At 46.4% G+C, this 26,139-nt stretch carries 21 protein-coding genes and 3 pseudogenes; 4 read left to right on the forward strand and 20 right to left on the reverse strand.

Annotated features, from left to right (window positions below; genetic code table 11):
- Positions 1-735 precede the first annotated feature (735 nt).
- From ACY2RQ_RS06190 to ACY2RQ_RS06205, 4 genes are all read right to left on the reverse strand, one after another.
- Positions 736-1,104 (reverse strand): 3TM-type holin, encoded by a 369-nt coding sequence (locus tag ACY2RQ_RS06190; protein WP_490112092.1) that lies wholly within the window; start codon positions 1,102-1,104, stop codon positions 736-738.
- Complete coding sequence (locus ACY2RQ_RS06195; protein ID WP_490112093.1) at positions 1,101-1,253, reverse strand: hypothetical protein; 153 nt, start codon at positions 1,251-1,253, stop codon at positions 1,101-1,103. Before ACY2RQ_RS06195 ends, ACY2RQ_RS06190 begins: the two co-directional genes overlap by 4 nt.
- Before the next feature lie 556 nt (positions 1,254-1,809).
- On the reverse strand, positions 1,810-2,112 hold the full coding sequence (locus ACY2RQ_RS06200) for a helix-turn-helix domain-containing protein (RefSeq protein WP_490112094.1): 303 nt from the start codon (positions 2,110-2,112) through the stop codon (positions 1,810-1,812).
- Complete coding sequence (locus tag ACY2RQ_RS06205) at positions 2,105-2,476, reverse strand: type II toxin-antitoxin system RelE/ParE family toxin (RefSeq protein WP_490112095.1); 372 nt, start codon at positions 2,474-2,476, stop codon at positions 2,105-2,107. The genes ACY2RQ_RS06200 and ACY2RQ_RS06205 overlap by 8 nt, the downstream gene beginning before the upstream one ends.
- 148 nt (positions 2,477-2,624) lie before the next feature.
- On the opposite strand from ACY2RQ_RS06205, the pseudogene ACY2RQ_RS06210 reads away from it, so the two are divergent.
- Positions 2,625-3,230: pseudogene (locus ACY2RQ_RS06210) on the forward strand (IS6 family transposase).
- 59 nt (positions 3,231-3,289) lie between these two features.
- On the opposite strand, the gene ACY2RQ_RS06215 reads toward ACY2RQ_RS06210, so the two are convergent.
- From ACY2RQ_RS06215 to ACY2RQ_RS06255, 9 genes are all read right to left on the reverse strand, one after another.
- Positions 3,290-3,637 (reverse strand): hypothetical protein, encoded by a 348-nt coding sequence (locus tag ACY2RQ_RS06215; protein ID WP_490112096.1) that lies wholly within the window; start codon positions 3,635-3,637, stop codon positions 3,290-3,292.
- A 539-nt stretch (positions 3,638-4,176) separates the two neighbouring features.
- Entirely contained in the window at positions 4,177-4,716 is a 540-nt protein-coding gene (locus tag ACY2RQ_RS06220) for a hypothetical protein (protein ID WP_490112097.1), read from the reverse strand.
- A gap of 356 nt (positions 4,717-5,072) precedes the next feature.
- Complete coding sequence (locus tag ACY2RQ_RS06225; protein WP_490112098.1) at positions 5,073-5,453, reverse strand: hypothetical protein; 381 nt, start codon at positions 5,451-5,453, stop codon at positions 5,073-5,075.
- A gap of 207 nt (positions 5,454-5,660) precedes the next feature.
- Positions 5,661-6,110 (reverse strand): hypothetical protein, encoded by a 450-nt coding sequence (locus ACY2RQ_RS06230; RefSeq protein ID WP_490112099.1) that lies wholly within the window; start codon positions 6,108-6,110, stop codon positions 5,661-5,663.
- A 10-nt stretch (positions 6,111-6,120) separates the two neighbouring features.
- Positions 6,121-13,074, reverse strand: coding sequence for a toxin TcdB middle/N-terminal domain-containing protein (locus ACY2RQ_RS06235; RefSeq protein WP_490112100.1), 6,954 nt, complete (start codon positions 13,072-13,074; stop codon positions 6,121-6,123).
- A 115-nt stretch (positions 13,075-13,189) separates the two neighbouring features.
- A complete protein-coding gene (locus ACY2RQ_RS06240) occupies positions 13,190-13,591 on the reverse strand; it encodes a hypothetical protein (protein WP_490112101.1) in 402 nt (133 codons plus the stop codon).
- A gap of 34 nt (positions 13,592-13,625) precedes the next feature.
- Positions 13,626-14,171, reverse strand: coding sequence for a type II secretion system protein N (locus tag ACY2RQ_RS06245; protein ID WP_490112102.1), 546 nt, complete (start codon positions 14,169-14,171; stop codon positions 13,626-13,628).
- An 881-nt stretch (positions 14,172-15,052) separates the two neighbouring features.
- Positions 15,053-15,391 (reverse strand): hypothetical protein, encoded by a 339-nt coding sequence (locus ACY2RQ_RS06250; protein WP_490112103.1) that lies wholly within the window; start codon positions 15,389-15,391, stop codon positions 15,053-15,055.
- 316 nt (positions 15,392-15,707) lie between these two features.
- The gene (locus tag ACY2RQ_RS06255; protein WP_490112104.1) at positions 15,708-16,052 is read right to left on the reverse strand and encodes a hypothetical protein; all 345 of its coding nucleotides are present in this window, start codon (positions 16,050-16,052) and stop codon (positions 15,708-15,710) included.
- 104 nt (positions 16,053-16,156) lie between these two features.
- On the opposite strand from ACY2RQ_RS06255, the pseudogene ACY2RQ_RS06260 reads away from it, so the two are divergent.
- Positions 16,157-16,261, forward strand: a pseudogene (locus ACY2RQ_RS06260) (IS6 family transposase); the annotation flags it as partial.
- Between the two features lie 475 nt (positions 16,262-16,736).
- Positions 16,737-17,150: pseudogene (locus tag ACY2RQ_RS06265) on the forward strand (IS1595 family transposase); the annotation flags it as partial.
- A gap of 17 nt (positions 17,151-17,167) precedes the next feature.
- Here ACY2RQ_RS06265 and ACY2RQ_RS06270 read toward each other — a convergent pair.
- The 3 genes from ACY2RQ_RS06270 to ACY2RQ_RS06280 form a co-directional block, all read right to left on the reverse strand.
- The gene (locus ACY2RQ_RS06270; protein ID WP_490112105.1) at positions 17,168-17,515 is read right to left on the reverse strand and encodes a hypothetical protein; all 348 of its coding nucleotides are present in this window, start codon (positions 17,513-17,515) and stop codon (positions 17,168-17,170) included.
- A 93-nt stretch (positions 17,516-17,608) separates the two neighbouring features.
- On the reverse strand, positions 17,609-18,439 hold the full coding sequence (locus ACY2RQ_RS06275) for a transposase (protein WP_490112106.1): 831 nt from the start codon (positions 18,437-18,439) through the stop codon (positions 17,609-17,611).
- A 195-nt stretch (positions 18,440-18,634) separates the two neighbouring features.
- Positions 18,635-18,964 (reverse strand): hypothetical protein, encoded by a 330-nt coding sequence (locus ACY2RQ_RS06280; protein WP_490112107.1) that lies wholly within the window; start codon positions 18,962-18,964, stop codon positions 18,635-18,637.
- 113 nt (positions 18,965-19,077) lie between these two features.
- On the opposite strand from ACY2RQ_RS06280, the gene ACY2RQ_RS06285 reads away from it, so the two are divergent.
- Positions 19,078-20,235 carry an IS4 family transposase gene (locus ACY2RQ_RS06285; protein ID WP_490112108.1) on the forward strand — a complete coding sequence of 386 codons (1,158 nt, stop codon included), beginning with the start codon at positions 19,078-19,080 and terminating at the stop codon, positions 20,233-20,235.
- Positions 20,236-20,509: 274 nt separating this feature from the next.
- Here the strand turns inward: ACY2RQ_RS06285 and ACY2RQ_RS06290 are convergent, their stop codons facing one another.
- The 4 genes from ACY2RQ_RS06290 to ACY2RQ_RS06305 form a co-directional block, all read right to left on the reverse strand.
- A complete protein-coding gene (locus ACY2RQ_RS06290; protein ID WP_490112109.1) occupies positions 20,510-20,755 on the reverse strand; it encodes a hypothetical protein in 246 nt (81 codons plus the stop codon).
- 261 nt (positions 20,756-21,016) lie between these two features.
- Complete coding sequence (locus ACY2RQ_RS06295; protein ID WP_490112110.1) at positions 21,017-21,280, reverse strand: transposase; 264 nt, start codon at positions 21,278-21,280, stop codon at positions 21,017-21,019.
- Positions 21,281-21,551: 271 nt separating this feature from the next.
- On the reverse strand, positions 21,552-22,079 hold the full coding sequence (locus ACY2RQ_RS06300) for a hypothetical protein (RefSeq protein ID WP_490112111.1): 528 nt from the start codon (positions 22,077-22,079) through the stop codon (positions 21,552-21,554).
- 31 nt (positions 22,080-22,110) lie between these two features.
- Positions 22,111-26,121, reverse strand: coding sequence for an RHS repeat-associated core domain-containing protein (locus ACY2RQ_RS06305; protein ID WP_490112112.1), 4,011 nt, complete (start codon positions 26,119-26,121; stop codon positions 22,111-22,113).
- Positions 26,122-26,139 lie beyond the last annotated feature (18 nt).

Below are 26,139 nucleotides of genomic sequence, written 5' to 3' on the forward strand. Positions count from 1 at the left end.
ACATGAGAAGACTATAGCCCCTTGGAAAGAAAAAGGGGGGGGCTTGGAGCATGGGTTCACGGAATACTTACGATAGAGCTGTGGTTGACCCGCTAACTGCTTGTTATTTATGGATTTACTGTGAAAAAGTCAACCTGAGAGTCAACCCCGATTTTGAGCCTGGCGCTAGTGCTTTTCCGCGGTGATGTGGACCCGCAATAGAGAAAGGCGCCCAGGGTCCCCGGCACAGCAACTGCCAGCCAGATATAGAATGTTTGTAGCTATGATGTGAGATTTTTTCCATCTTGAACTATGTTGGATAAGCCATCGGCATGTGAGTATAAAGTGTGAAAAAACTGAGCCTTCTTTTGTTCAGCGTCTTATATTCCCTGGCAATGCTTGCTCTAGCAGGGGAAGAGGAAAAACCCTCAGATTATTATAAATACACCCAAGTATGCTCCTCTCTAAAGAAATCCGCTCAAACGACAGAGGAATTGCATCAGCTGGTCGATAATTTAAACAGTGACGTATGTGGTTTTCATATGACTCTCGAAGAGTGCGCCGGTATAGCTTTTGTAAAAGGCTGTTGCTGCAAAGTCGCAGGCAGCACCAAGCCTGATTATTATGTTTGTCCTAAATGTATATCTACACAATGTATGAACCCTGCCCAATGCAGGTCGGAGCATGGAGAGTGTTGTATATGTATCAACCCTGATGGGTCTTTTGGGGGGGATCAGCCCTGCACATGGTAGAGAATTAGTTTTTAAAAACGCGGACTGTTTTTTCTATACCTCGACTGGCAATGTAACCACCAATGCCCAATTGAACAATGCTCAGCAGTTTTAGCTCCAGTGCCTCACTCAAATCCGGTGAGGCCCAGCCCATCCAGCGGCACACGATCAAGGCCGTAAACACCAGCATCACAATGGGCCGCCAGCTCCGCTGCAACCAGCCTTCACCTTGGGCTTCGGCTTTGATCACACCGGTTTGCTGGGCCAGTTCATCCAACTCACCGTTGATAGCCATCTGGGTGAGAGCGGCCCGAGCTCTATCGGCCTGTTCAGCATCCGGAAAAATCTTATCGATGATCTTGCCTACCACTGGTACTGCAGCCACCCAGCTCACGCGGCTACTTCCTCGACAAACCCCTCGTCGTACAGCCACTGGTCAATATCAAAGCAGGGACACTCCTTGTCCCCATCCAGATGGTAATGTCCTTTTACCGCCACTTCCGGCCACAGGCCTTGGCAGCCTGCCAGCAGGAACTTCAACATCCGTTTTTGTAAGTGCGTGAAGTTGTCTTCCGGCTGACCATCATTGTCCAGCCCATCTTGGAGGCCGATCCCTCACAGACTTTATGGGGGGCGTATCCAGTGAATGGTTTGAACAACGGGAGTGGCTGTAGGTAAGCTGATTCAAGGCCCTGTTTCCAGCAAGAATCAACCACGAAAAAACAGAGAAATCGTTTCTTTTACCCTGAACCTGCCCCGCATAGTCCTGAGCAAGAAACATTGCGATAAACGACAATTCTCGCAATACGTAATTAACTGATTCTTAAAAAGTTTTCAAGAAACGTACCTCAAAATCCTCTCTGTTATGTTGAAAACGGAGAACCAGGGAAAAAATAGGGTTTTGAAAGGCAGGATAACCGGAGAAATCAAAAACAGCAGGTACGTTGCCGGACAGGGTGAAACCTCTCTGGAACGGGGGAAACAGGCGGGCTTATAACGAAAAAATCCCGCAACAGAGGTCTGTGCGGGATTTTTAATATTTGGCGGTGGTGGGGCCACTCAGGGAGGTCAGTTTCTCTTCTTCCCCCCTTCTTCGCGCTCAGGATAGCACGTGCAGTCCCTTGTTTCTGACTAAATTCAATAGCTTTAGTGAGGGGCCATTTGGCCGTTTTTGTCCACTTTCCCACTTCTGTACTGTAGAAGGGCTGACATTCAGAAAAGCTGCAAATACGGACTGACTGGCTTTACATTTCAACCGCAATGTCTTGATCTGGCCAGAACTCAACTCTTTTACCGGAGGCAGACATAGCGCATCAAACTCGTGCATGGTTGTAGCATCCATCACCCCGGCATCGTATAGACCTTTGGCTGTTTCATGAACAGCATCCAGTAAGTCACTCATTCATCACCTCCACCAACTCTCCTGCATCCAGCGCTTTTCTCAGAGCATGCTCCGTATATCCCAAAAACTCATTAGCCAACAATTTTATGGCTCGTTCCTCTTTGGCGCTTATATTAGCTTGCTTGTTTTTGGCAAAACCAAAGATGAAAAAAGCTCTATGGCCCATGCGAAACGCCAATAGGGTTCTGGTACTTCCACGCTTTCCTTGACCGGGAAGAGAAATCCTCTTTTTAAAAACAGAACCTCCAAGATCCGCGTCTACCAGCCCCTGCTCAATTTCACTCACCGCCCTCAAAAGAGCTTTGTCGGACAAGCCTTCTTTCTTCGCCCAGCGCTGAAACCAACGGGTTTTAAAGACTCTCATCACTCTGGGCAGTTCCTTTGACAACAAATATAGCACTTAGTGCAATACAATACTCAAATCCCAAGATCAGGACAAGATTGGGTTCTGTTGCAAAATCAGGCCTGTCCATACAGAATCCGCGACTTTTCTATCTTTTGAGTTTTCACGGATGAAGTTTTCCGGCCGCCACATTCCCAAAGACATCATTCTTCAGGCTGTTCGCTGGTATGTCAGCTACCCCCTCAGCTATCGCATGATTGAGGAGCTTTTGACTGAACGTGGGATTCCAGTCGATCATACCACCATCAAACCGCTGGGTTGTGGAATATGCGCCAAAACTGGAAGCCCTGCATCGGAAAAACAAGCCGTCGGTGAAAGCTTCATGGCGTATGGATGAAACCTATATCAAGGTTAAAGGCCGTGACTGCTACCTGTATCGCGCTGTCGATAAAGAAGGCAATACCATTGATTTCCTTATAACCGAAAAGCGTGATACGAAAGCTGCCAAAGCCTTTTTCAACAAGGTGATTCGCCTACATGCCCTGCCAGATAAAGTAGCCATTGATAAAAGTGGCAGCAACACAAGCGCACTCACCTCTATCAGCGTCGAACTTAAGGATGGGAATCCGACAATCACTATCTATCAGAGCAAGTATTTGATTCAGCCGCAGCGACTCTGACTGGAATTGAGCTTTCTCATATGCTGCGAAAAGGTCAATATCCAGATTCAGAATCAACGACGCAGTGGGAGTATTTCTACTCCCTGGCAGCATAGCTATGTCTGGAGAATCACGACTTTTGCTTCTTGAAAATTTTGCAACACAACCTCACAGGTTACTTAATGGCAATCCCTGTCAAAGTTGACATCGCTTTATCATTGCATCCATTCTCATAATCTGTTCTAGGTGCTGAACTTGCTGTATACCAGACATCAATCGTGGCACCTTTGCTTTTAGCCGTGAGAATGGCAGCTAAAAAATTTATCCCTGGAATCTCTGTGTGCTTAAATCGTATCTGTTCTCCAAAATTATTACAGGCTGTTTCAAGCGTACGGTTTACTCCAATATAAGCATATTCAGAATGTATACGAATACGGTTGATTGACAGGTTACCATCATAGTATTCACCATATACATTATTAACCATAATGACGCCTAAAACACTTAGAAGAATTTTTTTCATAACCATGCCTAAAGTATCTATGTAGAGAGTTGTGTTACAAATTCAGACTATCCAATCCAAAAATCGTAAATTTTCTTTTTTCGGGCATTCACAGATAATTTTTTCTGATCGCCATTCCCCTAAATGGCTTCATTATTCAAACTGTTCACTGGCATCTCAATTATCCTCTCAGCAATCGCATGATTGATGAGTTTCTGACTAGAGATGGCACCCCAATGAATTATCCAACTTTCAATCGCTGAGTTAATTGTACCCAAATCAATTATTCCGCAAATTTCTTTAGATAAAAACAAAGACTCCCCCTTCGTTCCATTAATAAGATCGGCTCACTTACTCGAATGAACAAATATTGCATAACGTGTAGAAATCTTATTACAGAGAAAAACTGATCAGCTAATTAAAAAGGGACTTTTCCGTAATCCTCAAGAGCAATAAGGGGAAAATACAAGGCTTGCCAATTATTTACCTTTTTATTTACTCCGACCACTTTTTTCGTTTTTTGTAGCTATAGAACATCATCAGCACATATAGTGCCTCAATTAAAAACGGGCATAACTTAAATCCTGGATATTATTTCCACCACAAGTCCCAGCCCCATGTATTGTAATTACCCTGTTAGAAGCAATCGCTGTAAGAAGTAGCGAGTAAGTGGCCATGCCCTTTGCATCTGTTATATCGAACTCAAAGCTCCAGTAAGTATTTGTGGAACAGCCAGTAGACCATACGGCATTCGCTGAGTGGTTTTCAACACGAACCAAAACAACATCCCCGACACCCGGACCAACGGCCACAGAAGCCACTTTACCCACAAATCCAGGAGGTGGTTCTGCGGCAAAAGAAAAGGTCGACAATAATGAAAATACAACAGAACACACTACTTTTTTAACATTCATACAATCTATCTCTTTTTTCTCAATCGTCTCTACAATCAAAAGTAAATATGACCAGATACAACCTTGTAAAATCAATCGGCTACAACTCTCACGCCATGCATATGAATAGCTCCGGCAAAGCAACCTACCACATAAAGCTGAATCCGCTTTTTTTGAGCTTGGGCTGAAAGAATCAAAGAAAGCCAAGGCTGTGTCCAAACATCAGGTCTGTTTCCGTCTTCTGGGTAAATTGCCATACTTTTTTTGAACAGTTAAGTAGTCAGACAAAAAAATCTCTTCATATTACTCCTCACTATTAAAAGTCATTTATACATATTGATAATTGCAAAAAACCAGCAACCTCTGACCCAGAACTTCCTACCTATAAAGTTCTTTTGAACTTGTTGCTTGAATCCATCATTTCTTTAGAGTCACCGTGATTATTGAAAATTTATTTCCATTCTTTAATTTATAAGCCACCTCTTGATTAAAAATCAATAACATTATAACAGCACTAAAATCTTTTTTCCTGATTACCACTGTACGTCAGCTAGCCTTATGATTTATTGAAACTCTACTTTCAATTCAGAAACTAATGGACGTCCTAAATGGCAATACGTTGTATGAACCTTATACCTTACATTTAACCCCTGAGCCCCTGCAGCCAATGCAACACTCATAAGGTTTTTACCAATATTATTTGCACTCACATCCTGCACGTGTAGAAGGTACATATCTTTCTTACTACAGTTGTTAGGATTGGAAGTCACTTTATTACCAGAAAATTCAATCCCCACTGTATCGTTTTGACCTTGAGTAAAAGCAGAAAGGCTGGTTATTTTTGTAGGGTTGCTCCAGCCTGTATCAAAGTCTGATGCATTAACTTCCATAGAAATTAGACAAATAACAGGTACAAAACAAGATAACCATTTTTTATTAAACATAAATTTTAAATACTCCACAACAAACTAAATCTATTGTCCGAATAAAAAAGTCCACCTTTAGATATAGACATCTCTATTTAGACTAATAGGAAAACTAAGGGTACCGGCAATCAACATTACCGGCACTGATCTTTAATAAAACTAGAGATTAATTGAATCGAGAAAAAGGTTTTCAAGATGCAAGACCTGACACCCTCCTCCTTATCTTCAACAAATGACTTCCAATTTCTTCAGGAGAGATTCATAGACATCCTCATTTGATGGAGCTAACTCCTTCATAGTATGAAAAAATTCTTTCCCCTTCCGTTTGATTTCTTGTGCAAATTCTTCCATTTCAACAATGGCATAAGCCTTTTCATCACACTCCACTTCAAATTTAACATTGCCTCCCCAAGTAGGCGACAGCGATAGCTTTATTGGCTGATCAGGAAAAAACACTGAATAATTTTCCCCTGAAGAGACAGTTGAAACACCTTCAACAATATAGGCCCACAACTGATCAATATAGTCCCACATCCGTTTATCAATCAAACAAACACCATTAATTGATATTTCAACGGCACCTTCAATATAATCTTCATCAGGAAGAGGGCCCTTATATTCACGAACAGGAAAAAAATCATCCCCATCTTTTAAAAAAGATATAATAGATATCATTGCAACCTTCTCATTTCGAATAAAACTGGCCTATACGCCCTCTATTAACACCAAGTACATATCCAACCCCATTAACTTTCCCCTCGACTTGGTACATACTCGTCGTCCCTCTCTTTGCTAAAGTCTCCCTATTTTGCTTCAAAACACTACTGATAGCAGCCTGTATATCTTTCGGAGACATATTTTTTGGAAAAAACGACTGCTTTGCTTTAGTAGTTCCATTCCAGAACGAAGGATGATGTCGTTCCAAAATATGTTTCATAGCCTTCTTGTCAAGTCTAAAGCTGAATTGACCAACTTGATACGTTTTAGGTCTGAAATTTTTGAGTGTATTTATGACAGAATGCTGGGCAGCCTTTTTAAAGCTGAACAGAGCAATACTTCTAGAAAGTGTTGGGTCTGGAGCCATTCCATATATGGCTATGCTCTCTATAGAACAGTCGCCATTTGGACACTCGTAGCTCTGCGTGAAACTACTGATGTCCTTTCCGCTTCTGGATGAAATAAGACTACTGCCAACATGGTCCCGCCCTCCTTCTCTTGAGTGATCTACATCACGACCACTACGAGAGGCCTGAACATTGGAAGGATCGCTTAAATCATGCCGTTGTACTACACCTTCTTCATTCCGATACCACCCACTCCATCTCGTTTCTCTATCCCTACTTTGACGGTTCGAGGATCGTCCTGAAAATGCATTCCCAATAGCTCTACCGATAGAACTCAAGCCCCTACCTATAGCGTCGAGCCCTCGCCCAATGGAATCACCCCAAGAATATCCACTAGGATCCGTATATTTAAGAGGATTATTCCGAGTGTATGCATACCGGTTAAACGTCTGACTATCATAAAGATCCTGAACAATCGGATCCGCCGACAAAAACCGCCCTATCTCCGCATCATAAACCCGACCATTCATATGAATCAGGCCAACTTCATCAATATGCTCATGGCCGGTAAAGCCACGTTTGGTCAGGCTGGGCAGAATCGGGCTGCCAATCGCACTGGCAGAACGCCAGTCACCAGCGCGGCGTTCACCAAAGGGTCCAAAGCTCATTCGTTCCACTACCGTGCCTACGGCATTGGTAATGGTATCGATAGAACCCAGTGCATCCCGGTGCAGATAACGGGTGTTATCCGGCTGGGCTACACCATCTTTAAGAGTTCTTACCTGAATAGCCTGTATCTGGCCGTCGGCATAGATAAAGTGCTTCTGCCGTACAACGGCCTTACCGCTTTCGGTGGTTTTCTCCAACTCAAACAGTTTATCCAGATACCAGGTGGTGCTGACGCCTGACTGCTTACGGAAGCGGCTGCGATCCGGGCTGTAGGCAAAACTTACGCTTTTGCCATTGCGCTCAAAGCGGGTGGGCAGATCATAGGAGGACCACTCTACGACTCGACCACCGCCGGTGACAATATTGCCGTTGGCATCGTAGGTGAAGTCATCGGTACTGCCTACGCCCAATACCGCATAGGGGCCAGCATTGTGTTCGCTGCGGTTGATATTGCCGTAACGGTAATTGCCTTTATCACTGCGGTTGGTGATATTGCCCTGGGCATCGTAGCTGTAGTTGGTGTTTGCGCTGTAAGGCGTGTTACCAATTTTGCCATTGACTCTGGCACTGGTGAGCCGGTCCAGATTATCAAAGGTAAAGTGCTCTTCCAGCCCCTGTACCCGGTCATAGCGGGTGGTGACATTGTCCATGGCATCAAACTGGTACTCCAGCTTGCGCACCAGGTCACCCTGGAACAACCCGGTTTCAACAATCAGCAGTCGACCACTGGCCGGATCATAATTGCGAAGGTTGGTTAAACCGTTACCCAGCAGTGAAGCACCCAGACGGCTTTCCGCGTCCCGGTATTTGGCGGTCCACCAGGTAACAGACTGGCTATTGCCTGCCGCTGCGGTCAGTGCCGTTGCATCTTTATCTGCGCCCCAGGCACTCTGAACCCGGCGTTGCCGATCCAGGGTTTCTGCCAGTGCCACCAGTTTTTTAGCCAGGGTGAGATAGTTAATACTCTGGTCAGCCAGCTGTTTGGCTATGCCGGTCAGGCCATCAATAATCTCATCGCGTTCGCTCTGGTCATCTGCCTCTTCCAGCTTGCGCACGATTTTGCGGTAGCCTGCGGCTTTGCCAGCCAGTTCCCGAGCTTTATCAATGGCCTGTTGTGCCGTCTGTTTGGTCTGGTTAATCAGACCATTCAAATGGCTGCGGTTATAGTCCTGCACCTGATTGGCCGGACTGCGCACCGCTTTCAGATAACCGTACTGGTTAAAGACATTCTCCACCCGGAAGTTGCCAGGTCGAATCTCCGTCACCGGTCGGCTGTACTGGTCGTACTCCACACCCAGGGTCAGAGTCTGGTTATCCACCGTCTGGGTGGTGGTTGTGGTACGGGAGAGGGTGTCGTAACCAAAACTGCGCTGATAACCGGGGCCGGTCACCTGAGCCAGCAGGCCTTTACCGTTGGTGGCGTTGTCCCAATGCCAGCGGCTTTCACCTTCCACTTCGTTCCGCTTCACCATACGGCCCAGCAGATCGTAGGTTTCGGTGATGACCTGACCCTTGGCATCCTTTTGCCAGCGCTGTTCACCAAACCCGTTAAAGCGGTACTGCCAGTTGCCTTTGGAAGGATCATTTAACGCTGTGCGCTGACCCAGCAGGTTATACCCCAGAGTCGTGATCACACCATTGGCATTGGTCTGGATCAGGTTACCCTGAGCATCATACTTATGCTTAACAAAAGCGTTTTCCGGCTGCTCTACATGAACAATCCGGCCCAGAGCATCAGAGAGGGTTGAGGTTTTTCGCTGCTTGGCATCGGTCACCTCCAGCAACAAGCCTTTGTAAGCTGTAAGTTCCTCCAAAGTGCCTACACCGTGGGTTGCCGGGCTGCGTTTGCGGATTAAACGACCAAGAAGGTCGAACTCCCGCTCAATCCAGTAACTCTGGTCCCCCACAAAATAGGGACGACTGGTGGCCACCTCCAAGCCTCGGGCATTATAACGGCTGTCGGTGTACACCGGCGTGCCATCAAAGCCCAGAGTCATGGTCCGCAGAGCACGGTGCTGGCTGTCGTAGTACGTGGTAACAGCCCCCTGGCCATCCTGTTGTTCCACAATCTTGTACTTGGCCAGAAGGGGTGCATGGCTGTCATTCGCTGCCCAGGCATAACGCCATGTGGTTTTGCTGTTATCAGCCCTGCGCTCTTCCCTCAGGCGGCAGAGGGCATCGAAGCTCCAGCGGGTCTGCACACCATTGATATCCCGACTCTCTGCAGGCTGGCTGCAAAGGCCGTGATAAGTAAACTGAGAGCTTTGGTTCAGGGCATTGGTCTGGGTGTTGGGATAAAGGCCAAGGCTGTCGTAAGTTGTGGTGGCAAAACGAGACACCTGCCGGCTACTTACCAGATTGCCGCTGGCATCATAATCACCATCTTCACCGGTCACCGTCATCTTGGTGGGGTTACCATGGCTGTCTCGCTCAGTGACGGTGGTCAGCGCCAGGGCGTTACCGGGTTCCACCGTCTGGCTGGCCAGTAAACCGGTGGTGCTGTTATAGCTGAAGGTGGTGGTACGGGTCTGAGTGGGAACATTGGGTGCGGTAAAGGTAATTTCGGTCCGGGTAGGGTGGCCAATCAACCACTGGGCCGGGTTTTCCTGGCCATAAGCCAGCACCCGGCGCTGCCCAAAGGTCTCCCCTGCACTGCCTTTACGGGTGGATACCTGCTGCTCTCTCAGATTACCGTAGTCATCCCAGTTGCGGTTTTCGGTAACCGTGGTTTTCACCAGAGCACCGTCCAGCTCCCACTGTTTAGCGGTACTGGATGTTTTATACACAAACTGACTCTTTCCGCCATGGAGCGCACGGGACGCCCAGGCGCTGACCACTTCACTGATCAGAGAACCATTACTTTGGGTACGGGCCACACGGGTCAAACGCCCCGTCAGGGGGAAGTCCTGAGCATATTCACGGCGGGTGGTAATACCGGTCAGTTCATCCTTCACTTCCGCCCAGCCAAAACCCTGGAAGCCGCGTCCACGCAAGTGGGTGCGGGCCTGGCCATAGCGATAGCTGTATTTACGCTGACCACCGCTACCGTTATCCATGGTCACTTGGCTGACCACATAGATAGGTGCCTGAATATCCCGTACCGGCCAGGTCTTCCCTGAACCCTTGGTATACACAGAGGCATCCGTCAGCGGTTTGTATTCCAGGGCAGTGGTCTGGTTCAGACCATCGGTAATGGCCACCAGTCGGTCTATCGGGGCGTTTTTGGCATGGGAGGTGTAGTAGTTGCCATGTTTGTCGGCCACAACCAGATCCGTGCGCCCACTGCCGTTACTGTCGGTCAGCTGCCAGCGGAAGTCCCTCAGATTACCGCCATGGTTAACGGTTTGAATATGGCGGAAACCGTTGTTATCCGCTTTGGTTTCGTAGAGGTAATAATCATTGGAAGAGTTAACAACAATCAGGCCGGCTTTGCCGTCATTATTGAAATCTGCCAACTGCCACTGGTGATCATTGACATTACCGCCGAGGTCAGCCCAGCGATTGTTCTTAACAAAACCGGTACCGGTTGAAAGGGATACATAGTAATCATTGCTGGGATTACCTACGACAAGGTCTGTCAGACCATCGCCGTTAATATCTCCCAGTTTCCACTCATGGCCGGAAGTATTTCCTCCATGGGATACCCACACACCAGTATTAAACCCACGACCAGAAGAAACATTCACTCTGTAATTAAGCTTATCATCAACGGCAATAATGTCTGTTTTACCATCACCATTGAAGTCACCCAGCCGCCAATCAACAACTTTAGGGGCTTCTGTGACGTTTCGAGGAACATAAACTTTTTTACACTCTCTTTCATCACCAGAGTGGCCAGTACATTCGTATGACTTTACATACTCAACCCGGGTTGAGCACCATTGTTGCTGCTGAACATGACAACCAAGCCATGCGCTGCTTTGAACAAAGCTATTACCTCCCGAAAGAGACACATAAAACTCACGACTTTGATTACTGATAACAAGGTCTGTTTTACCGTCACCATTAAAATCACCAAGATTCCACTTATGATCCTTCAGGTATCCACCATGATCAACCCACTTTCCCGTTGTAAAGCCAGCCCCGGTGGATAGACTCACGTAATAATCATTTTCACGACTTGCGAATATAAAATCCGTTTTTCCGTCTCCATTAAAATCACCCAGTTTCCAATCGGCAACACTTGAAGTATCTCCATGATCCAGCCACCTCTGATTATTAATAAAACCTGAGCCAGTGGAAAGAGACACATAATAATCGTTGTCAGAATTGCCGACGATCAGATCGGTTCGACCGTCTCCATTAAAGTCACCCAGATTCCACTCATGTCCACTTAAGCTCCCTCCATGGTCAGCCCACAAAGCCGCCGGCGCAAAGCCATTGGGTGTACCCAGCGCTACATGGTAATCATTGCCGGAGGTCGCCATAATCAAATCAGCAATCCCATCGGCATTAAAATCACCAGAACGCCACTGGTCACTGGCCACCAGTTTTTTATGCTGCGGGGAGAGATGTTGCGATGGCTGACTCCACTCAAAGCGGGTGGCGGGCAAACAATTATTACCACCATCACACTGCTGGATAGAGGCCAGCTGTGAAGCCTGGGTGAGTTTGCTCTGCTGATAGGTCAGCGCGTAACGGCGCTGTTTAACATCGCTGACTTTGACTGCAATTTGAGACAGGCGTCGTTCACGCTGCACCCGGCTGCCCTGGGTAAACCCCAGAAACAGGTCGGGGCGCTGCTGGTAAATAAAGTCAACTGCAGTAGCCCCATAGGCCACCTTGCTCAGGCTGTATTCACCTTTGGCATTATCTTCCAGATAGGAGAAGTTAATGGCGTTACCGGCACGGTCACTGATTTTGTTGACCACCCAGGTGCGCACCGAAGGCTTGCCCTGGGCTTCTATCCGGGAATCCGTGCTGACACCATATTCGATAATATGGCCAGCTTTGGTCCAGGCTTTAAACGACTGGGGGCCACTTCCGGCAGCACCGTAAGAAACAACCTTGGTAAACCCTTCCACCTCCGTGCGGTATTCTGTGCCATTGGCTCCATAGCTGCCATTAACAGCATTCAGACGTTTACCATCCAGACAGAAGCGGTCGTCTGCATTAAACAGTATGCCACCTTTCTTACCATCCTGTTCCAGGGTGGTGCTACAGCGGCTGATACTGCTAAGGCCCTTCAGACGCCAGCCTGCACCTAAAATACCACTGCCGCTTTGGCCCTGATAAGTAAGAGCCAGATCAGGTTTTAAGCCGTTTATACCCGCAGCCAAATCCAGGGGAAGATCATAAACCGGCCGCCCCTGTTGTATACGGAACGCTCCGGACAAAGTCCCCACGAGGTTAGCATTAGTATTTTCCGGAACACCGGCAATTTGTTGGTTAGCATTCAGAGATAGTGCGAAACCGTTAAAGAGAATATCGTCCCGGCCATCCCCATTGGTATCGCGGATCTGGACCAGAGAGCGATCACCGGAGATATTGTTGGCACCCGAGCCCTGGAGAACTGAAAGCTGGCCGTTTTCCTTGATATCGGATACCAGGAAGCTGTCCTGATAAACCCGGCTGCCCTGGAACAGTACATCCCGACGACCATCCCCATCAAAGTCACCGACATGGGCATTATATTTGGATAAACGAAAAGAGCCTTTCGCCGCGTTATAATCAGCAACAGAGATTTTTTCCAGCGCCCATGTATCACCCGAGCGTTTCAACTTGAAGTGATAGTTTGAGCGGACAGGCACGGGAACGGCGACATCCCCATGAATCAGTACCAGGTTATCCGGTACACGCATAAAATAGTCATCACCCAGCCGATGAAGCTGGTGCGAGAACGGACTGGCCGCAACAGAGGATGCCAATAGCATTCCCGCTGCAGCAAGTAGAGATTTATTTTTCATTATTTTAATACAACAGAACTACTGAGAGAAAAGGTAACAGTACTCGGAGGTGTGTCGTTACATCACGACTTCAACACCATTGAATTGAGAGCCATACTGCGGGTAGAAAATTTATTCACTGAACATTCGCTAATGCATCTTCCAATTTTGACAGTGCAGCTTCAGAGGGACTGCTATCAAAACCTTGTTTGAGATTATCAGGAACATGCCCCTGTAACAGACGTGTTGCCTGATTTTCAAGATTCTCTGTAAGGTTTTCCTGATCAAGTTGAGCCAACTCACCTTTCAAACTGGAAAGCTGCTTTTGATAATAAATATTCTCAGGAGAATGCCCATTGGCTGTGCCAATTGCATCCGGAATCAAAGATTTCACTGGTTCTATGGCTTTTGGGGGAGAGGAATCAGTAACGACCGTGCTCTCAGCAGCCTGGTTTTGCTGTGTTCCTTCAGAATGCCAGTAATACCAGGAGGCTCCTACAACAAGCGACAATACGCCAATTGCAATCATCGATTTCATATATCACCTTTTTGTCTTTCCATATTGTTGATATTCATGTTCCGGGATTAACCCCCATTTCTTTTCGGCTTTGCTCCAGCCTCTGCTTGAAAGAGAGCATTTCTGTGCTCATATGATCACCAAGCTGGAGTTTTTTCTTACTACGGACTCCCTTGATGAACCCATCGACCAGAACCAGTTTTTCCTGTTGGCCATCACGTTGTAAAACAATATGACCTGTAAAAATACGCTCGACATAAACTCCGGGTAAAATTTCTTCACCCTGGCTGAGCAGAACGGTTCCATATCCTGCGTCAATCATCACACTTGATTTGTCCCCTGATTCCATAAAGAGTATGGCCTGCAAAGTGACTGGCAGGGTTGTATCCGGGGGATCAACCGGAATAACTGGAGAGACCTCCTGTTTCTCACCAAAAAACGGTAAGATAACATGATTTGAAACCTCTCTTTGTAGCTCAACATGCTGCTGCGGAAGGCTATTTTCAAAAGCGAGAGCCTCAAGTGGAGAATCTACAAACTCAGTATAAAACTGATGCAGTCGTAACCCTGTTATAACTAAAACAACCAGAGCTATTGCCATAAGCCAAGGCCATTGCAGAGTTCTCAATTTATAAAGCACCTGCTAATAAAGCTAATAAAGAGCTCCCCCATCACTTTACTTATTAATATGAGAAGCAATGTAACACGTCATTCTGAAGCTACTTAACCACTAAAATCACCAAGTGCATTAAAAATAAAAAAGGTTACTGGCCAAAATATATCGGAGCCGGGGAACTTGTATAGTGGGGTATAGTACTACATGACATGGCTCCTGGAGTGTCATAATAAATTTCAACAGGAGTTTTCGAAACTCCTGGCGGACTGAGCTACAGAAAGCCACCCTCTACACACTAGGGCTTACACCCAGCCTGGTAGTATTGAGGTTACAGATATATGTAAACGTATTTCTCCATGAACCATGAATATTCACACCCCCGTTAGAATATACAAGGACTCTACCAATTTCACCACTACAGTGAAAGACTCCTGCATATAATGGAGAAGCAAAAAAGAACAGTAATATTATTTTCAGAAACTTTAACATTGGAAAATATTCTCCACACATTTCATTGATATAAATAAACGAACCACGTTCGTAGAACGTGGTTCGTTTATTTGAGTCAGTCATTTAGGTTTATTAAAGTGCTGTAACTGCGTCCAGCGTATTTGCATACACCCAATTAGGGATCAACATAAAAAAAAGAAATGATTTTAAACCCAGCTTCCTAATAACTTCACTTACTACCATTTTAATAATCAGCCCTAAATAGTTTAGCCTTTCAAGGGAAATCCAAATATCTCTATATAGTTTTATAGACAGAAAAGCATTTAAATGAACCTGACACTTTTTTTACTTCTTATAGATGTTGAGTGTTGGGAATTACAACAAGTTGCCTTTGTTGGGCGCTGAATAGTTACTAATTATTTAGAAATTGCTTGATAAATATATGGATAAGTGTTGTCAGTATCATTAACACCTTGACACGTCAGAAGATGTAGATTTATTTTTGACCCTCTGGCTTGCGCTGACATGAGCAATGAATAAAGTTCATTGAACATTAAATTCTCTTTTTTTAACACATAGTAGGTTGAACTAGCACAATTATCTGGATTAGTCATTGAACTTTGTTTTACTAGGACACCTTTGTATCTAGGAGCTGGATAGATTTCATTAACCGTCAACTCCCCAGTCCAGCCAGCAGCAAATGAGTAGCTACTAGTAAAAATTAAAGCACTTATTGAAATTATCTTTCTGATCATAATACTTCCTTAAAATTATAACGCCTGCCAGCAGGGGCGCAGCTTACTGCGTCCCAATGACTGTCTTTGTTATGAGTTTTTATCTTCATTTTTGGAGTTCCACTCGTGTCCGCATTCATCGTTTTCTAAACACAGATTCAGAATCAACGACGCCGTGGGAGGGCTCTGTTCACAATAGAGCCCAGTGGGAGTATTTCTACTCCCTGGCGGCATAGCTGCGTCCGGGGGATATTGGCTTTTCGTTTATTTGAAATTTTGCAATACAACCAAGGAGTGAAGCCAAACTTTTGAAGTCCGCTTAAGCGCCTTGTTATGTTTATCGTATCCAAGTTCCGACACACTCGACCCAATAATTACCTCTATCTTTGCTTACGCAACCAACAGTTTTACCTGACGCTTGTGCTGTAAGCCATACTGATAGAATATGATCAAGTGATTCTCCATAAGCAACAAATGTCCAATGCGAATAAGTTCTACCTTCTGTAGTCATAGTTACGATGGGAGTATCCAATGGTATTGCAGAGCCTTTATTTCCAATAATTTCTTCTGGAATCGATTGCTTATTTTTGTAAACAGAGATTTTTCCAATAGATAGATCATTGATTGCTGCATAAGAAAAACTTGAAAATGCAAGTAACAAAAAACATAAGATCTTTTTCATAATTAAATTCAACTTATAAGTAAACATAACGTAAAGCTAAGCGGCGTAGAAAGATTTGTGTTTATACAGAATCCGCGACTTTTCTATCTTTTGAGTTTTCACGAATGAAGTTTTCCGGCCGCCACTTTCCCAAAGACATCATTCTCCAGACTGTTCGCTGGTATGTCAGCTACTCTCTCAGCTATCGCATGATTGAGGAGCTTTTGACCAGGGAAAACGCATGAAACCCCGCGCCACCACTGGGCTCAAACTGATTTTCATGGCTTTGAATCCTGCAAGCACCGAGCTGTTTAAATTTTACTCAAAACTCTCTCTATCCCTTATATAGCAAGGGATAGGCGGGTACTACTCACCTGCGCAATGCCAGCACACGCTCATAAGATATTTCTCCAAAACAGGTTTCAAACCTGATCAATGCGAAATCACTGTTCTTTTCAGCGTTTAAATGTCCCTCAATTCCAGTGATACCAAGGGGTTTCATCCGTTTTCCCTACCCTTGATTCTGCCTCAGCGAGACTGACAGGCATTGAGCTTTCCCGTATACTGAGAAAGGGTCAATATCCAGATTCTGAATCAACAGCACCGTGGGAGTATTTCTACTCCCTAGCAACATAGCTATGTCTGGAGAATCACGACTTTTGCTTCTTGAAAATTTTGCAACAAATCATTGGCTGTCCTTTATATCTGGTCGCCAGAGATCGACGAACAAATACGGCCGATGGCATCCTTCAAAATGAAAGTGCGGATGAACTGGTGCGCCACTTGAGAGGCCGTATTTCCGTAGAGGCTGTGGTCTGCGCTGATGCGAGCCTTGCCCATGAAGCGGCTGTCGCAAGACTTGGTTTTCCCTTGAAAGAGCTTGTGACCTCATCGGGCCAGCATGTTCTTGAGGGTGTGTTCCACATTCAGCATGTCAACGCCTACCACAGCCATCTCAAACGCTGGATTGGTGGTGTTTTTCACGGGGTGTCAACGAAATATCTGGTGCATTATCTCGGTTGGAGGCGTCGTTTGACGGAAGCAGTTTCTCTTACGCCCGTACGACTAATGAATCAGATTGCTGGACACTGGTGTAAACAACCGTCAAAGGCAACTTAGCCCAGGCAATATAAGCATCAGTCATTTTGAACCTTAGTCCCCCAGAACACCTGTGATTCAGAATTACAACTTGATGGGATATAAATCTTAATCTTCTTGCCTTGAGCCTGTGCACTCAACAAGACGGATAACATTGATCTCGAATTATCAGTTATTGCATCGTAGCCAAAAGAGTCAAGCTCATTTCCCTTAGCACAATATGCATCTATAACGTCCTCTTTAACATCAAAATAAACACCATACGATGAGCCATTATAATGGACGGAGACATTATCAACGGTATAGGGTCCAATCCATTTTGTAGCTGCTATAGCGGTATTTGTGCAAAAGAGCATACCGGCAATCACAAATAATTTCCTGAGCATATTTCTCTATTCAGAACATTAACAAAAACTAAAATAGAGGTAACCCGGCACGCACCGAGTTTAAATCCACATAGGCAATACAAGAAGACAGGATCAAGTCTTGTACCGCGCAACAACCCTGCTTACAGTAGAAGAATGAACACCAAAATAATCAGATATCACCTTCATGGAATACCCACCTGATTGCCAAGCATTCCATATCGCTTGATGTCGGCTGTCAGCAGATTCTTCATAGTATGAAAGTGGCTTTGCAGGCAGGCGCTTCTGGCTATGGGGCACCTCAGAGAGGTTATCAGAGAGAAGCGCCTGCTGTTTTGCGATAAAAGCGTCATCTCCCAGAAAAACCTGCTGACGCAGATCGCCCCAAAGATGCTTCCCCACACCAGCTGCCACAAACACCTGAAACCGTGCACAAGCTTCCTCGTGATTACGAGAAAACTGCAACAACATAGCATCAGTCGCCAACCAGGCAGGAGATTCCTTAACCCCCAAAGTGTAAAGATAACTGCTCCACTCCCACTCATCCGGAGCACCCACCATGCGAGCCCGTACCGGATTCAGCACTACATACCGACTTAACTCAAGCAGATAAGCGGATTTATCCACCAAGATGCTCTTGTAGCGGCCTTGATAGAGGTGCCCCACCCGACGATATTTACGGTTAAAGCGGAGGGTATAGATACCATTCAATTGCCTCATACCTTCAGAGAGATTCCCCTCAGGTGTTTCAACAACTAAATGGTAATGATTGGTCATCAAGCACCAGGCATGAATCACCCAATTACACTGCACACAAACATCAGCAAGAACGTCAAGAAACAACTCAAAGTCCTGCTCCTCTCGATAAATCGCCTTGCGTTCATTCCCCCGGGAAGTGATATGGTACAGCGCACCAGCATACTCCAAACGTAAAGGTCGACTCATGCAAAACTCTCCACCTGATAACAGATGGAGAGCAAAACTAGACATCAAACGGGGTTATGCAAGATGCAAGACCTGACCCCTTTCCTCTTCCCTTTCCTTCCTCCACAAAATGCTCTCCAACTAAATCGAAAGATGAAGAGCAAAAGTAGACCTCAACTCAGATTATGCACGGTGCAAGACCTGACCCCTTTCCTTCTACCAAACACCAGGAGTAGCAATTGAATTAATCAGTGGATGCCCCCCCTTACAACCATGATAATTCACAGTAACATCAGAATTGTTCTTGTAAGCTGCAAGTACTGAAGAATACAACGCATAAAAATTTTTGCTATCGCTATCCAGAATCAAATAGCGCCCATTTGTACAGTTATCTGGGTTTTGTTTATTTTGAAGGTTTATAACAGCATCTCCATTACTATAAACATAGTACCCTGTTATCTTCGTTTTTTGTCCCCATGTAAACGCTAATACGGATGAGGGTAGACATATCGAAATCAATAATATTGTTCTGAATACCTTCTTCATATCACTACTGTCCGGTTAAAAATTCAGAAGAGGCGGGAAGTGCCTGTTCTCATTGGTCTGCGGTAAAATAGCAGTTGTCGAGACAGCTATTTCAACAACCAAAAAGAACAGGCATGAAGCATCTTAACAGCGTTTTTCATCAGTTACTCAAAGAATTGCCCAATCACCAATTCCAGAAAGCTGTTGATCGGCATAATGGAGATTACCGCATACGGACATTGTCGTGCTGGACACAGCTTGTCGCCATGATGTTTGCCCAGCTGACAGGCCGTTCTTCTCTGCGAGATCTGGAGGAGAACTTCAACACCAAACGCAATCATCATTACCACCTTGGTGTTGAACAGATCAGACGGTCATCCCTGTCGGATGCCAACAGCAATCGATCCGCTGCCATCTTCATGGAAGCCTTCTACTATCTCCTGTCGAAGGTCAGAGGGGCTCTGCCTCCCAAGGCTGCGTCAGAACTGGTACGGCTGATTGATTCCACAACCATTGACCTCAACATCAACCAGTTTGAATGGGCCAAATTCCGAGGCACAAAATCCGGTATCAAGCTCCATACGGTCTACGATCCTGATGCCGATACGCCCACCTATTTTGAGATGACACACGCCAAAGTGAATGATCGAAAGGCGGCACAGAAACTGCCCATATTGCCAGAGGCCACCTACGTTTTTGACCGCGCCTACAATGACTATGACTGGTATTTCCAGTTAACACAGCAGGGCACACGCTTCGTTGGACGTATGAAATCGAATGCGGTTTACGAGGTTGTGGAAACCCGTGAAACCACAGCAGAACACATACTGGAAGATCAGGTGATTCGCCTCTCATCGGTACAGGCGAAAAAGGACTGCCCAACCGATCTCAGACGCGTCACGATCCGCAGGGAGGAAGACCAGAAGGTACTCTCATTTATTACCAACGACCTTGAGCGTACAGCCCAGCAGATTGCCGACCTTTATAAAGCCCGGTGGCAGATAGAACTGTTTTTTAAATGGATTAAACAGAACCTGAAGATCAAACGCTTCCTGGGGCGCAACGAAAACGCCGTCAAAATTCAGGTACTGGTTGCCATGATTGCCTATCTGCTGCTGCGACTAACTCGGATCACAACCTATTCGAAATTATCGTTACAGCAAATAGCCAGGAAGGTCAGTCTCAACCTGACGAGTCGCCGTCCGCTACTGGAACTGTTCGGCGACCCACCTCAGGTAAAAAGGACTGACCTGCCCCAGAATCAGGGAACCTTGGAGCTGGGTTATGCTTAACCGGACAGTAGTGTCTTCATATACATACTTCCTTAAAATTTAAGATTAAACTACGGCGCTTTTCTGATTTGCGTCGGTAATGCTGCAGGGCTAGCATTGAGCTTTCCCATGGGCTGAGATTTAAAAATTTGTAACACAACCCCGTTTACGTCATGAAAGACACCCGCACTAAGGAGCTAACATAATATATTTGGGAGAAGGCGCAGCGTCATAAGCAGGAATCGTATTACATGAGGAAACATCTTTTTCATAGAGCACAACAACCTTGGATTTTTTAGTTTGTGCCGTTTGAGCTAACGAGACCCACCAGATTATAAATCTCGGGCGAGACACCTTTCCAGTCTTCTTTTATTTTACATACCATTGTCCATTCATTCCTCCAACTACCTGTCATATAAAGATTTCCATCATTTTGCAAATACACGCCATTTATTGTGCCGTTACACCACTGAGTAGCAGCTGCAGCATTACCTGCAAGTGATAAAAAGAACAAGAACATTCCGATTGATTTAAGATTCAAAACATTTCTCCACTTCAAAAAAAATATTAAAAATGGCTCTTTATAGATTACAGGGAATTAAGCCCACAAAAAGGAAAGCAGCCCCGAAATTGCAGATTTTCCCTGACGTTTGATATTGTGTAAGACTCAAAATAGGTTCTGTTGCAAACTCAGATTAAGTCATCCATAATTTGTAGCTTTTCTACTTTTGATGTGAGGCATTAAAAATGGACACAAGCATCAGCAAAAACTTTATAAAAGAGAGAATGAGTAGATCAGGCCTTACGTCCCAGGGAAAATGATACCATTTAACTGCCTCATATCTTCAGAGAGATTCCCCTCAGGTGTTTCAACAACTAAATGGTAATGATTGGTCATCAAGCACCAGGCATGAATCACCCAATTACACTGCACACAAACATCAGCAAGAACGTCAAGAAACAACTCAAAGTCCTGCTCCTCTCGATAAATCGCCTTGCGTTCATTCCCCCGGGAAGTGATATGGTACAGCGCACCAGCATACTCCAAACGTAAAGGTCGACTCATGCAAAACTCTCCACCTGATAACAGATGGAGAGCAAGACTAGACATCAAACGGGGTTATGCAAGATGCAAGACCTGACCCCTTTCCTTCCTCCACAAAATGCTCTCCAACTAAATCGAAAGATGAAGAGCAAAAGTAGACCTCAACTCAGATTATGCACGGTGCAAGACCTGACCCCTTTCCTTTGACTTTCCTTAGTCCTTAGTACTTTTCCTCGCTTTGACCTTTTTCCTCGTCCTCGTGTAGCTTTATCTGAGTTTGCAACAGAACCAATCATTGTCCTTTATACTTTATAGCACAAGGATCAATTATTAATTCACTACCAGATAAGTACTTATCAATAAATACAATGCTCTTATTATGGCCAAAATTAGGCTTCAACTTCACAATATAATCCTCTACGCCTTCTGGCTTACTATTAACTGATAAATAAAATTTGACTATTGCAAGATCATCATCTACGAATGCATTTTTAAATGCTTTAATTCTATCCATTGGTAGATGTTCAATATTCGTTTTATCCCTATAACTGCAAGCTAAATTAAAATATCTATCATAGGCGCTGTTAGCATTGTTTTTTCCTTTCGAGTATTCAAATAGCAGAAAATCCAATTTCTCCATACCATAAGTATACTGATAGTTATAATCCACAACTTCATACTTAACAGCTTGGTATGCCAAATCACTAATAAAAGAATTATCAGATGTTGTTAAAACAAGAGCATACCTAAATAAAATAAAGTACGAAATCAAAAGAAAGGCAAACAAAGTTCCCAAAGAGTATTTATAAACAGATCGCATTAGGAAACACCTAAATAATAAGAGAGAACTATTAATTATGATAATCAGTCGCATAATTACTTTTAAAATTAACAATTATTCTATCACGAACACCTTCAAAAATAAGTGGATTGTTTGGATCTTGTCCAAAAAAAACCATCTGCCACTCACTAACATCTCCCCCAGTAGTAACCATATCTGAGCCTACATTTACAAAAACATCTTTGATGCTCGTAGCATGAAATCCAGAAACACCTACAACTGAAAATAACCTACTGACCCTACCATATGAACGTGATGAATCTGCCGCATTAACCATCAAGTTATTAGCAAACTCAATGTGTCTACTCTCAACAACTGATGGTTCCAAATCAAAGAAAAATTTGAAAGCTTTTCTAGCTTGCTCCTGATTAGAGACATATCTCTCCTTAAGTTTCTTTGTTCCATTCTCTGCATTCATAAGATGGGCAACAGCCGCCGTCATAGCTCCATTAGCAAACTTACCACCTGTTAGCTCTGAAACAGTACCACCAACAAGAGCAGCTACAGCCGTTCTCCCTGCGATCGCAGAGACATTCGTATTGCTATAGTTAAACCCGCTCCCCCCCATCACACCTTTAGCAACACCTGCAGATAAGAAGCCATGTCCAAACTTACCACCTTGCAACTTCGACACGACACCACTGGTCACGCCGTGAGCTGTTACTTGCGCCGCGATTTGACCAGGTGTTAGCCAGTTGCCACCAAAGTTCACCAGTTCATTCGGATTTGGAGGCCCGACTTGAAGATTCTGTGCAGATGCACTTTTGAAATGCTGGCCAATCTTTTGGAAAGCAAATGCCGATGCGCCTGCTATGGCTGCCGACCTGAATGCCTGTCCAGGCCGAACTCCCATCGCCCGATTGAATTCATAAGTCCAAGCTGCAACCCCAACAGACCCTCCAATAGAAGATAATGCACTGCCTATGATGTGGGTCAATTTTGGCCCAAGAACTTTAGCGACGGCCCGTATTGCCCCTCGGAACAGTTTTTTAAACGGGCGAGTTATCTTATTAAACACCTTCTTAAGAAACTTAAAGAAATACCCACTAGGATCAACAGCATTCAACGGATTATTCAACACATAACTATAACGGTTAAAGCTCTGTGTATTAGTAGCCGCCTGCACAAACGGATCCGCCTGCAAAAACCGCCCCAACCGCGCGTCATACACCCGCCCGTTCATATGAATCAGACCGACCGCATCCAGCTGCTCATGGCCGGTAAAGCCCCGGGTGGTAAACGGCGTAGCAAAGGCCAGCCGGTCCTGGGTCAGCAAATCCTTCCAGTCTGTGGTGTTTCTCCGCAAACCAAAGGGATCAAAGCTCATCCGCTGCAGCACCGCACCACTATCCGCATTCACAATGGCGCTGATACTGCCCAGATGATCTTTCAGCAGATACTGATTGGTTTTCGTGGTTTTGCCGTTGCTCACCTTCTCACTGGCAATGGCAATGCCATCGATATACCGCTTCACTTCGGTGCCGCCACCGGGCAGTTCTATAAACTCCACATTGCCCAGATAACGGGTAATGGTGGTGTTATTGTGCTTGTCGGTATCGGTGCGCTTAAAGCGACTGCGGCCAATATCGTATACGAACTCGGTGGTATGGCCTGCTTTGGTGATTTTGGTGGGTTTATCAAAGGTACTGTATTCCAGCACCCGCCCATCACCATTGAGCATATTGCCGTTGGCATCGTAGCCGTAACTCATATTCCCGATGGAGGTATGGGTCACGGCATGAATGCCTGCGCCATTCTGGCCGTAGGTGTAGTCGCCCACCCCGGTTTTAAAGGTGATATTGCCGAGGCCATCGTAACGGTACTGGTCGGTCTGCCCGGCCACTGCCGAGGACGCCAGCCGGTTCAGGCCGTCGTAACCAAAGGTTTCGGTCCGGGTTTTGTTATCAAACCTGTCGGTACGCTCGGTCAGGTTGGCCAGGGCATCCCATTTGTAGCTCTGGTCAATGGTTTTCAGATTGAGCACACCGGCTTCAATGGTTTGCAACCAGCCGGTTTTCGGGTCATAGGCTTTGCGCAGAGTGTGGGAGCCCAGGTTGGTTTCCACCACCTGCCCGCGCTGGTCCATCTTCTTGACCTGGTACCACAGGCGGTTGCCGGTCAGGTCACGGACGGTTTCCAGAAAGCCCTGGCTGTTATAGCCGTAACGGACACCACTGTTGTCACCGGCCGCATCCCGGCGTTCGGACAAACGGCCAAACTGGTCGTACACCGTGCGCTGGATAAAGTTGCGATCATCAAAGGTGGTCCCCACACCAATCGGGCGGCCATAACTGTCGTAGTCCAGTACCCGGCCAAACTTACTCACCTTATCCGCAGCAGTGTGCAAAGCGCCCAGGGCATTGGGGTGGGAGTCGTAGGTCCAGACGGTGTCCCCTTCCAGGGTGTTATCGGCTTTGTAATCCTTGCGGGTTTTCATGCGACCCAGCAGGTCGTAGGTCATGACCCGGCGCTGGTTTTTGGCATCCCGTTGTTCGGTAAGCTGACCCAGTACGTTATAGGTGTACTGCCACTGCCCTTTATCCGCATCATCCATGGCCACCTTACGGCCCATTCGGTCGTAGGTGATGGTGGTAACAGCTTCAGCGCCGGTATCGGCGGCACGCTGGACGGTTTTGGTCAGGTTGCCCAGCAGGTCGTAGCTGTAACGGATGGTGTTATTCAGGTTGTCCTTCACCTCAACCAGCTGACCCAGGCCGTTGCGGGTTTCGGTTTTGGTCTGCCCTTCAGGGTTGGTGGAGACGGTTTTATAGCCCTGGTAAGCGGTGGTGCCCACCGAACCATTGGCCTGAGTTACCTTGACGCCGCGGCCGAGGATATCGTACTCGCTGGTGTTCCAATACACCGCTCCGCCAGCAAAGTAAGGTTCACTCACCTGAATTGGGCGACTCAGGTTATCGTAGCGGGTGTCTGCATAGATCTTGCGGCCATCAAAGCCGGTGGCCACTTTGCGGAGACTGCGGCCGAGAATATCCTGAATCTCCCAGGCCGGTGCACCACCAAGGGGGCGGACTTCGGTGATCAAGGCACCGGAGGTGGGGCAACTGATGGGCGCACCAGCACCACAACGGTAAAAACTGTAATCCTTACCGGCACCGCTGGCATGGCGCTCACTCACCTTACGGCCAAGGGCATCGTACGCGGCGGTGCTTTCCACACCATTAATATCCGCCACCCGCAGAGGCCGGCCAAAATCATCCCTTTGCAGCACGCGGCTGGTGACCTGGTTCAGGGCGTTGGTCTGGCTGACCATATAGCGGCCATCAGCCGTATAAGTGGTGCGGGTGGTTCGGTCCGGTACATCCTGGGCACTCAGCGTCGCGCTGGTTTTATGGCCCCACTTGTCATACACATAAGTGGTCGCTGTGCGGAACGTGGGATCGTCCGGTTCCACAATCTCCTTGGTTAACATGCCGTTAACCGGGTGGTATTCAAAGGCAGATTTGCGTACCAGCGTTTGACCACCCTGCTGTGTGGTCACCTGGCTGCGCAGTAATCGACCCAGATGCCATTTGGTGGCATCGTTGGCGTATTCACTGACGGTGGTTTTGGTCTGGCTCAGCCCGCCACCGGTAGTGGTTGTGGCCACAGTCAGCACATTGCCGTAACTATCGGTGGTCTGCTGGGTGGAGACTGTATTCAGCAGGGCTTTGGTGGCCAGATCGTAGCTTTTCTCCACCGAGCCTTTCAGCCAGGGCTGGCGGATCTTGCCATCCACCTTCACCGCCCACTCGTTGGTACTGTCAGACAGCACAGTGCCATTGGCGGTTTTCACCACTGTACGGGCAGGAGAGCCGGTAAAGGGGAAATCCTGACGGTAAGTGGTTTCGGTGATTACACCGGTTTGGGCATCGGTGGTGCTGAGTGTGCCAAAGCCCAGGAAGCCGCGACCACCACTCTGCATCCGTGCTTCGCCATAGCGGTAGTTGATACGGCTTATGGCATGGCGATCAATACCATTGCCAGAGGCTTTGGGCGCACTACTGGCCACGGACTTAACCACATACATAGGCCCAGCTAA

It is taken from the genome of Parendozoicomonas sp. 209JJ7-1 (assembly GCF_058147085.1).

Excerpts from the sequence above, each read along its gene's own strand:
- ACY2RQ_RS06245 (WP_490112102.1), bottom strand. The coding sequence starts at position 14,171 with ATGGCAATAGCTCTGGTTGTTTTAGTTATAACAGGGTTACGACTGCAT.
- ACY2RQ_RS06285 (WP_490112108.1), top strand. The coding sequence starts at position 19,078 with ATGAAGCATCTTAACAGCGTTTTTCATCAGTTACTCAAAGAATTGCCC.
- ACY2RQ_RS06200 (WP_490112094.1), bottom strand. The coding sequence starts at position 2,112 with ATGAGTGACTTACTGGATGCTGTTCATGAAACAGCCAAAGGTCTATAC.
- ACY2RQ_RS06250 (WP_490112103.1), bottom strand. The coding sequence starts at position 15,391 with ATGATCAGAAAGATAATTTCAATAAGTGCTTTAATTTTTACTAGTAGC.
- ACY2RQ_RS06235 (WP_490112100.1), bottom strand. The coding sequence starts at position 13,074 with ATGAAAAATAAATCTCTACTTGCTGCAGCGGGAATGCTATTGGCATCC.
- ACY2RQ_RS06275 (WP_490112106.1), bottom strand. The coding sequence starts at position 18,439 with ATGAGTCGACCTTTACGTTTGGAGTATGCTGGTGCGCTGTACCATATC.
- ACY2RQ_RS06280 (WP_490112107.1), bottom strand. The coding sequence starts at position 18,964 with ATGAAGAAGGTATTCAGAACAATATTATTGATTTCGATATGTCTACCC.
- ACY2RQ_RS06215 (WP_490112096.1), bottom strand. The coding sequence starts at position 3,637 with ATGAAAAAAATTCTTCTAAGTGTTTTAGGCGTCATTATGGTTAATAAT.
- ACY2RQ_RS06300 (WP_490112111.1), bottom strand. The coding sequence starts at position 22,079 with ATGCGATCTGTTTATAAATACTCTTTGGGAACTTTGTTTGCCTTTCTT.
- ACY2RQ_RS06255 (WP_490112104.1), bottom strand. The coding sequence starts at position 16,052 with ATGAAAAAGATCTTATGTTTTTTGTTACTTGCATTTTCAAGTTTTTCT.
- ACY2RQ_RS06230 (WP_490112099.1), bottom strand. The coding sequence starts at position 6,110 with ATGATATCTATTATATCTTTTTTAAAAGATGGGGATGATTTTTTTCCT.
- ACY2RQ_RS06295 (WP_490112110.1), bottom strand. The coding sequence starts at position 21,280 with ATGAGTCGACCTTTACGTTTGGAGTATGCTGGTGCGCTGTACCATATC.
- ACY2RQ_RS06205 (WP_490112095.1), bottom strand. The coding sequence starts at position 2,476 with ATGAGAGTCTTTAAAACCCGTTGGTTTCAGCGCTGGGCGAAGAAAGAA.
- ACY2RQ_RS06195 (WP_490112093.1), bottom strand. The coding sequence starts at position 1,253 with ATGTTGAAGTTCCTGCTGGCAGGCTGCCAAGGCCTGTGGCCGGAAGTG.
- ACY2RQ_RS06270 (WP_490112105.1), bottom strand. The coding sequence starts at position 17,515 with ATGCTCAGGAAATTATTTGTGATTGCCGGTATGCTCTTTTGCACAAAT.
- ACY2RQ_RS06240 (WP_490112101.1), bottom strand. The coding sequence starts at position 13,591 with ATGAAATCGATGATTGCAATTGGCGTATTGTCGCTTGTTGTAGGAGCC.
- ACY2RQ_RS06225 (WP_490112098.1), bottom strand. The coding sequence starts at position 5,453 with ATGTTTAATAAAAAATGGTTATCTTGTTTTGTACCTGTTATTTGTCTA.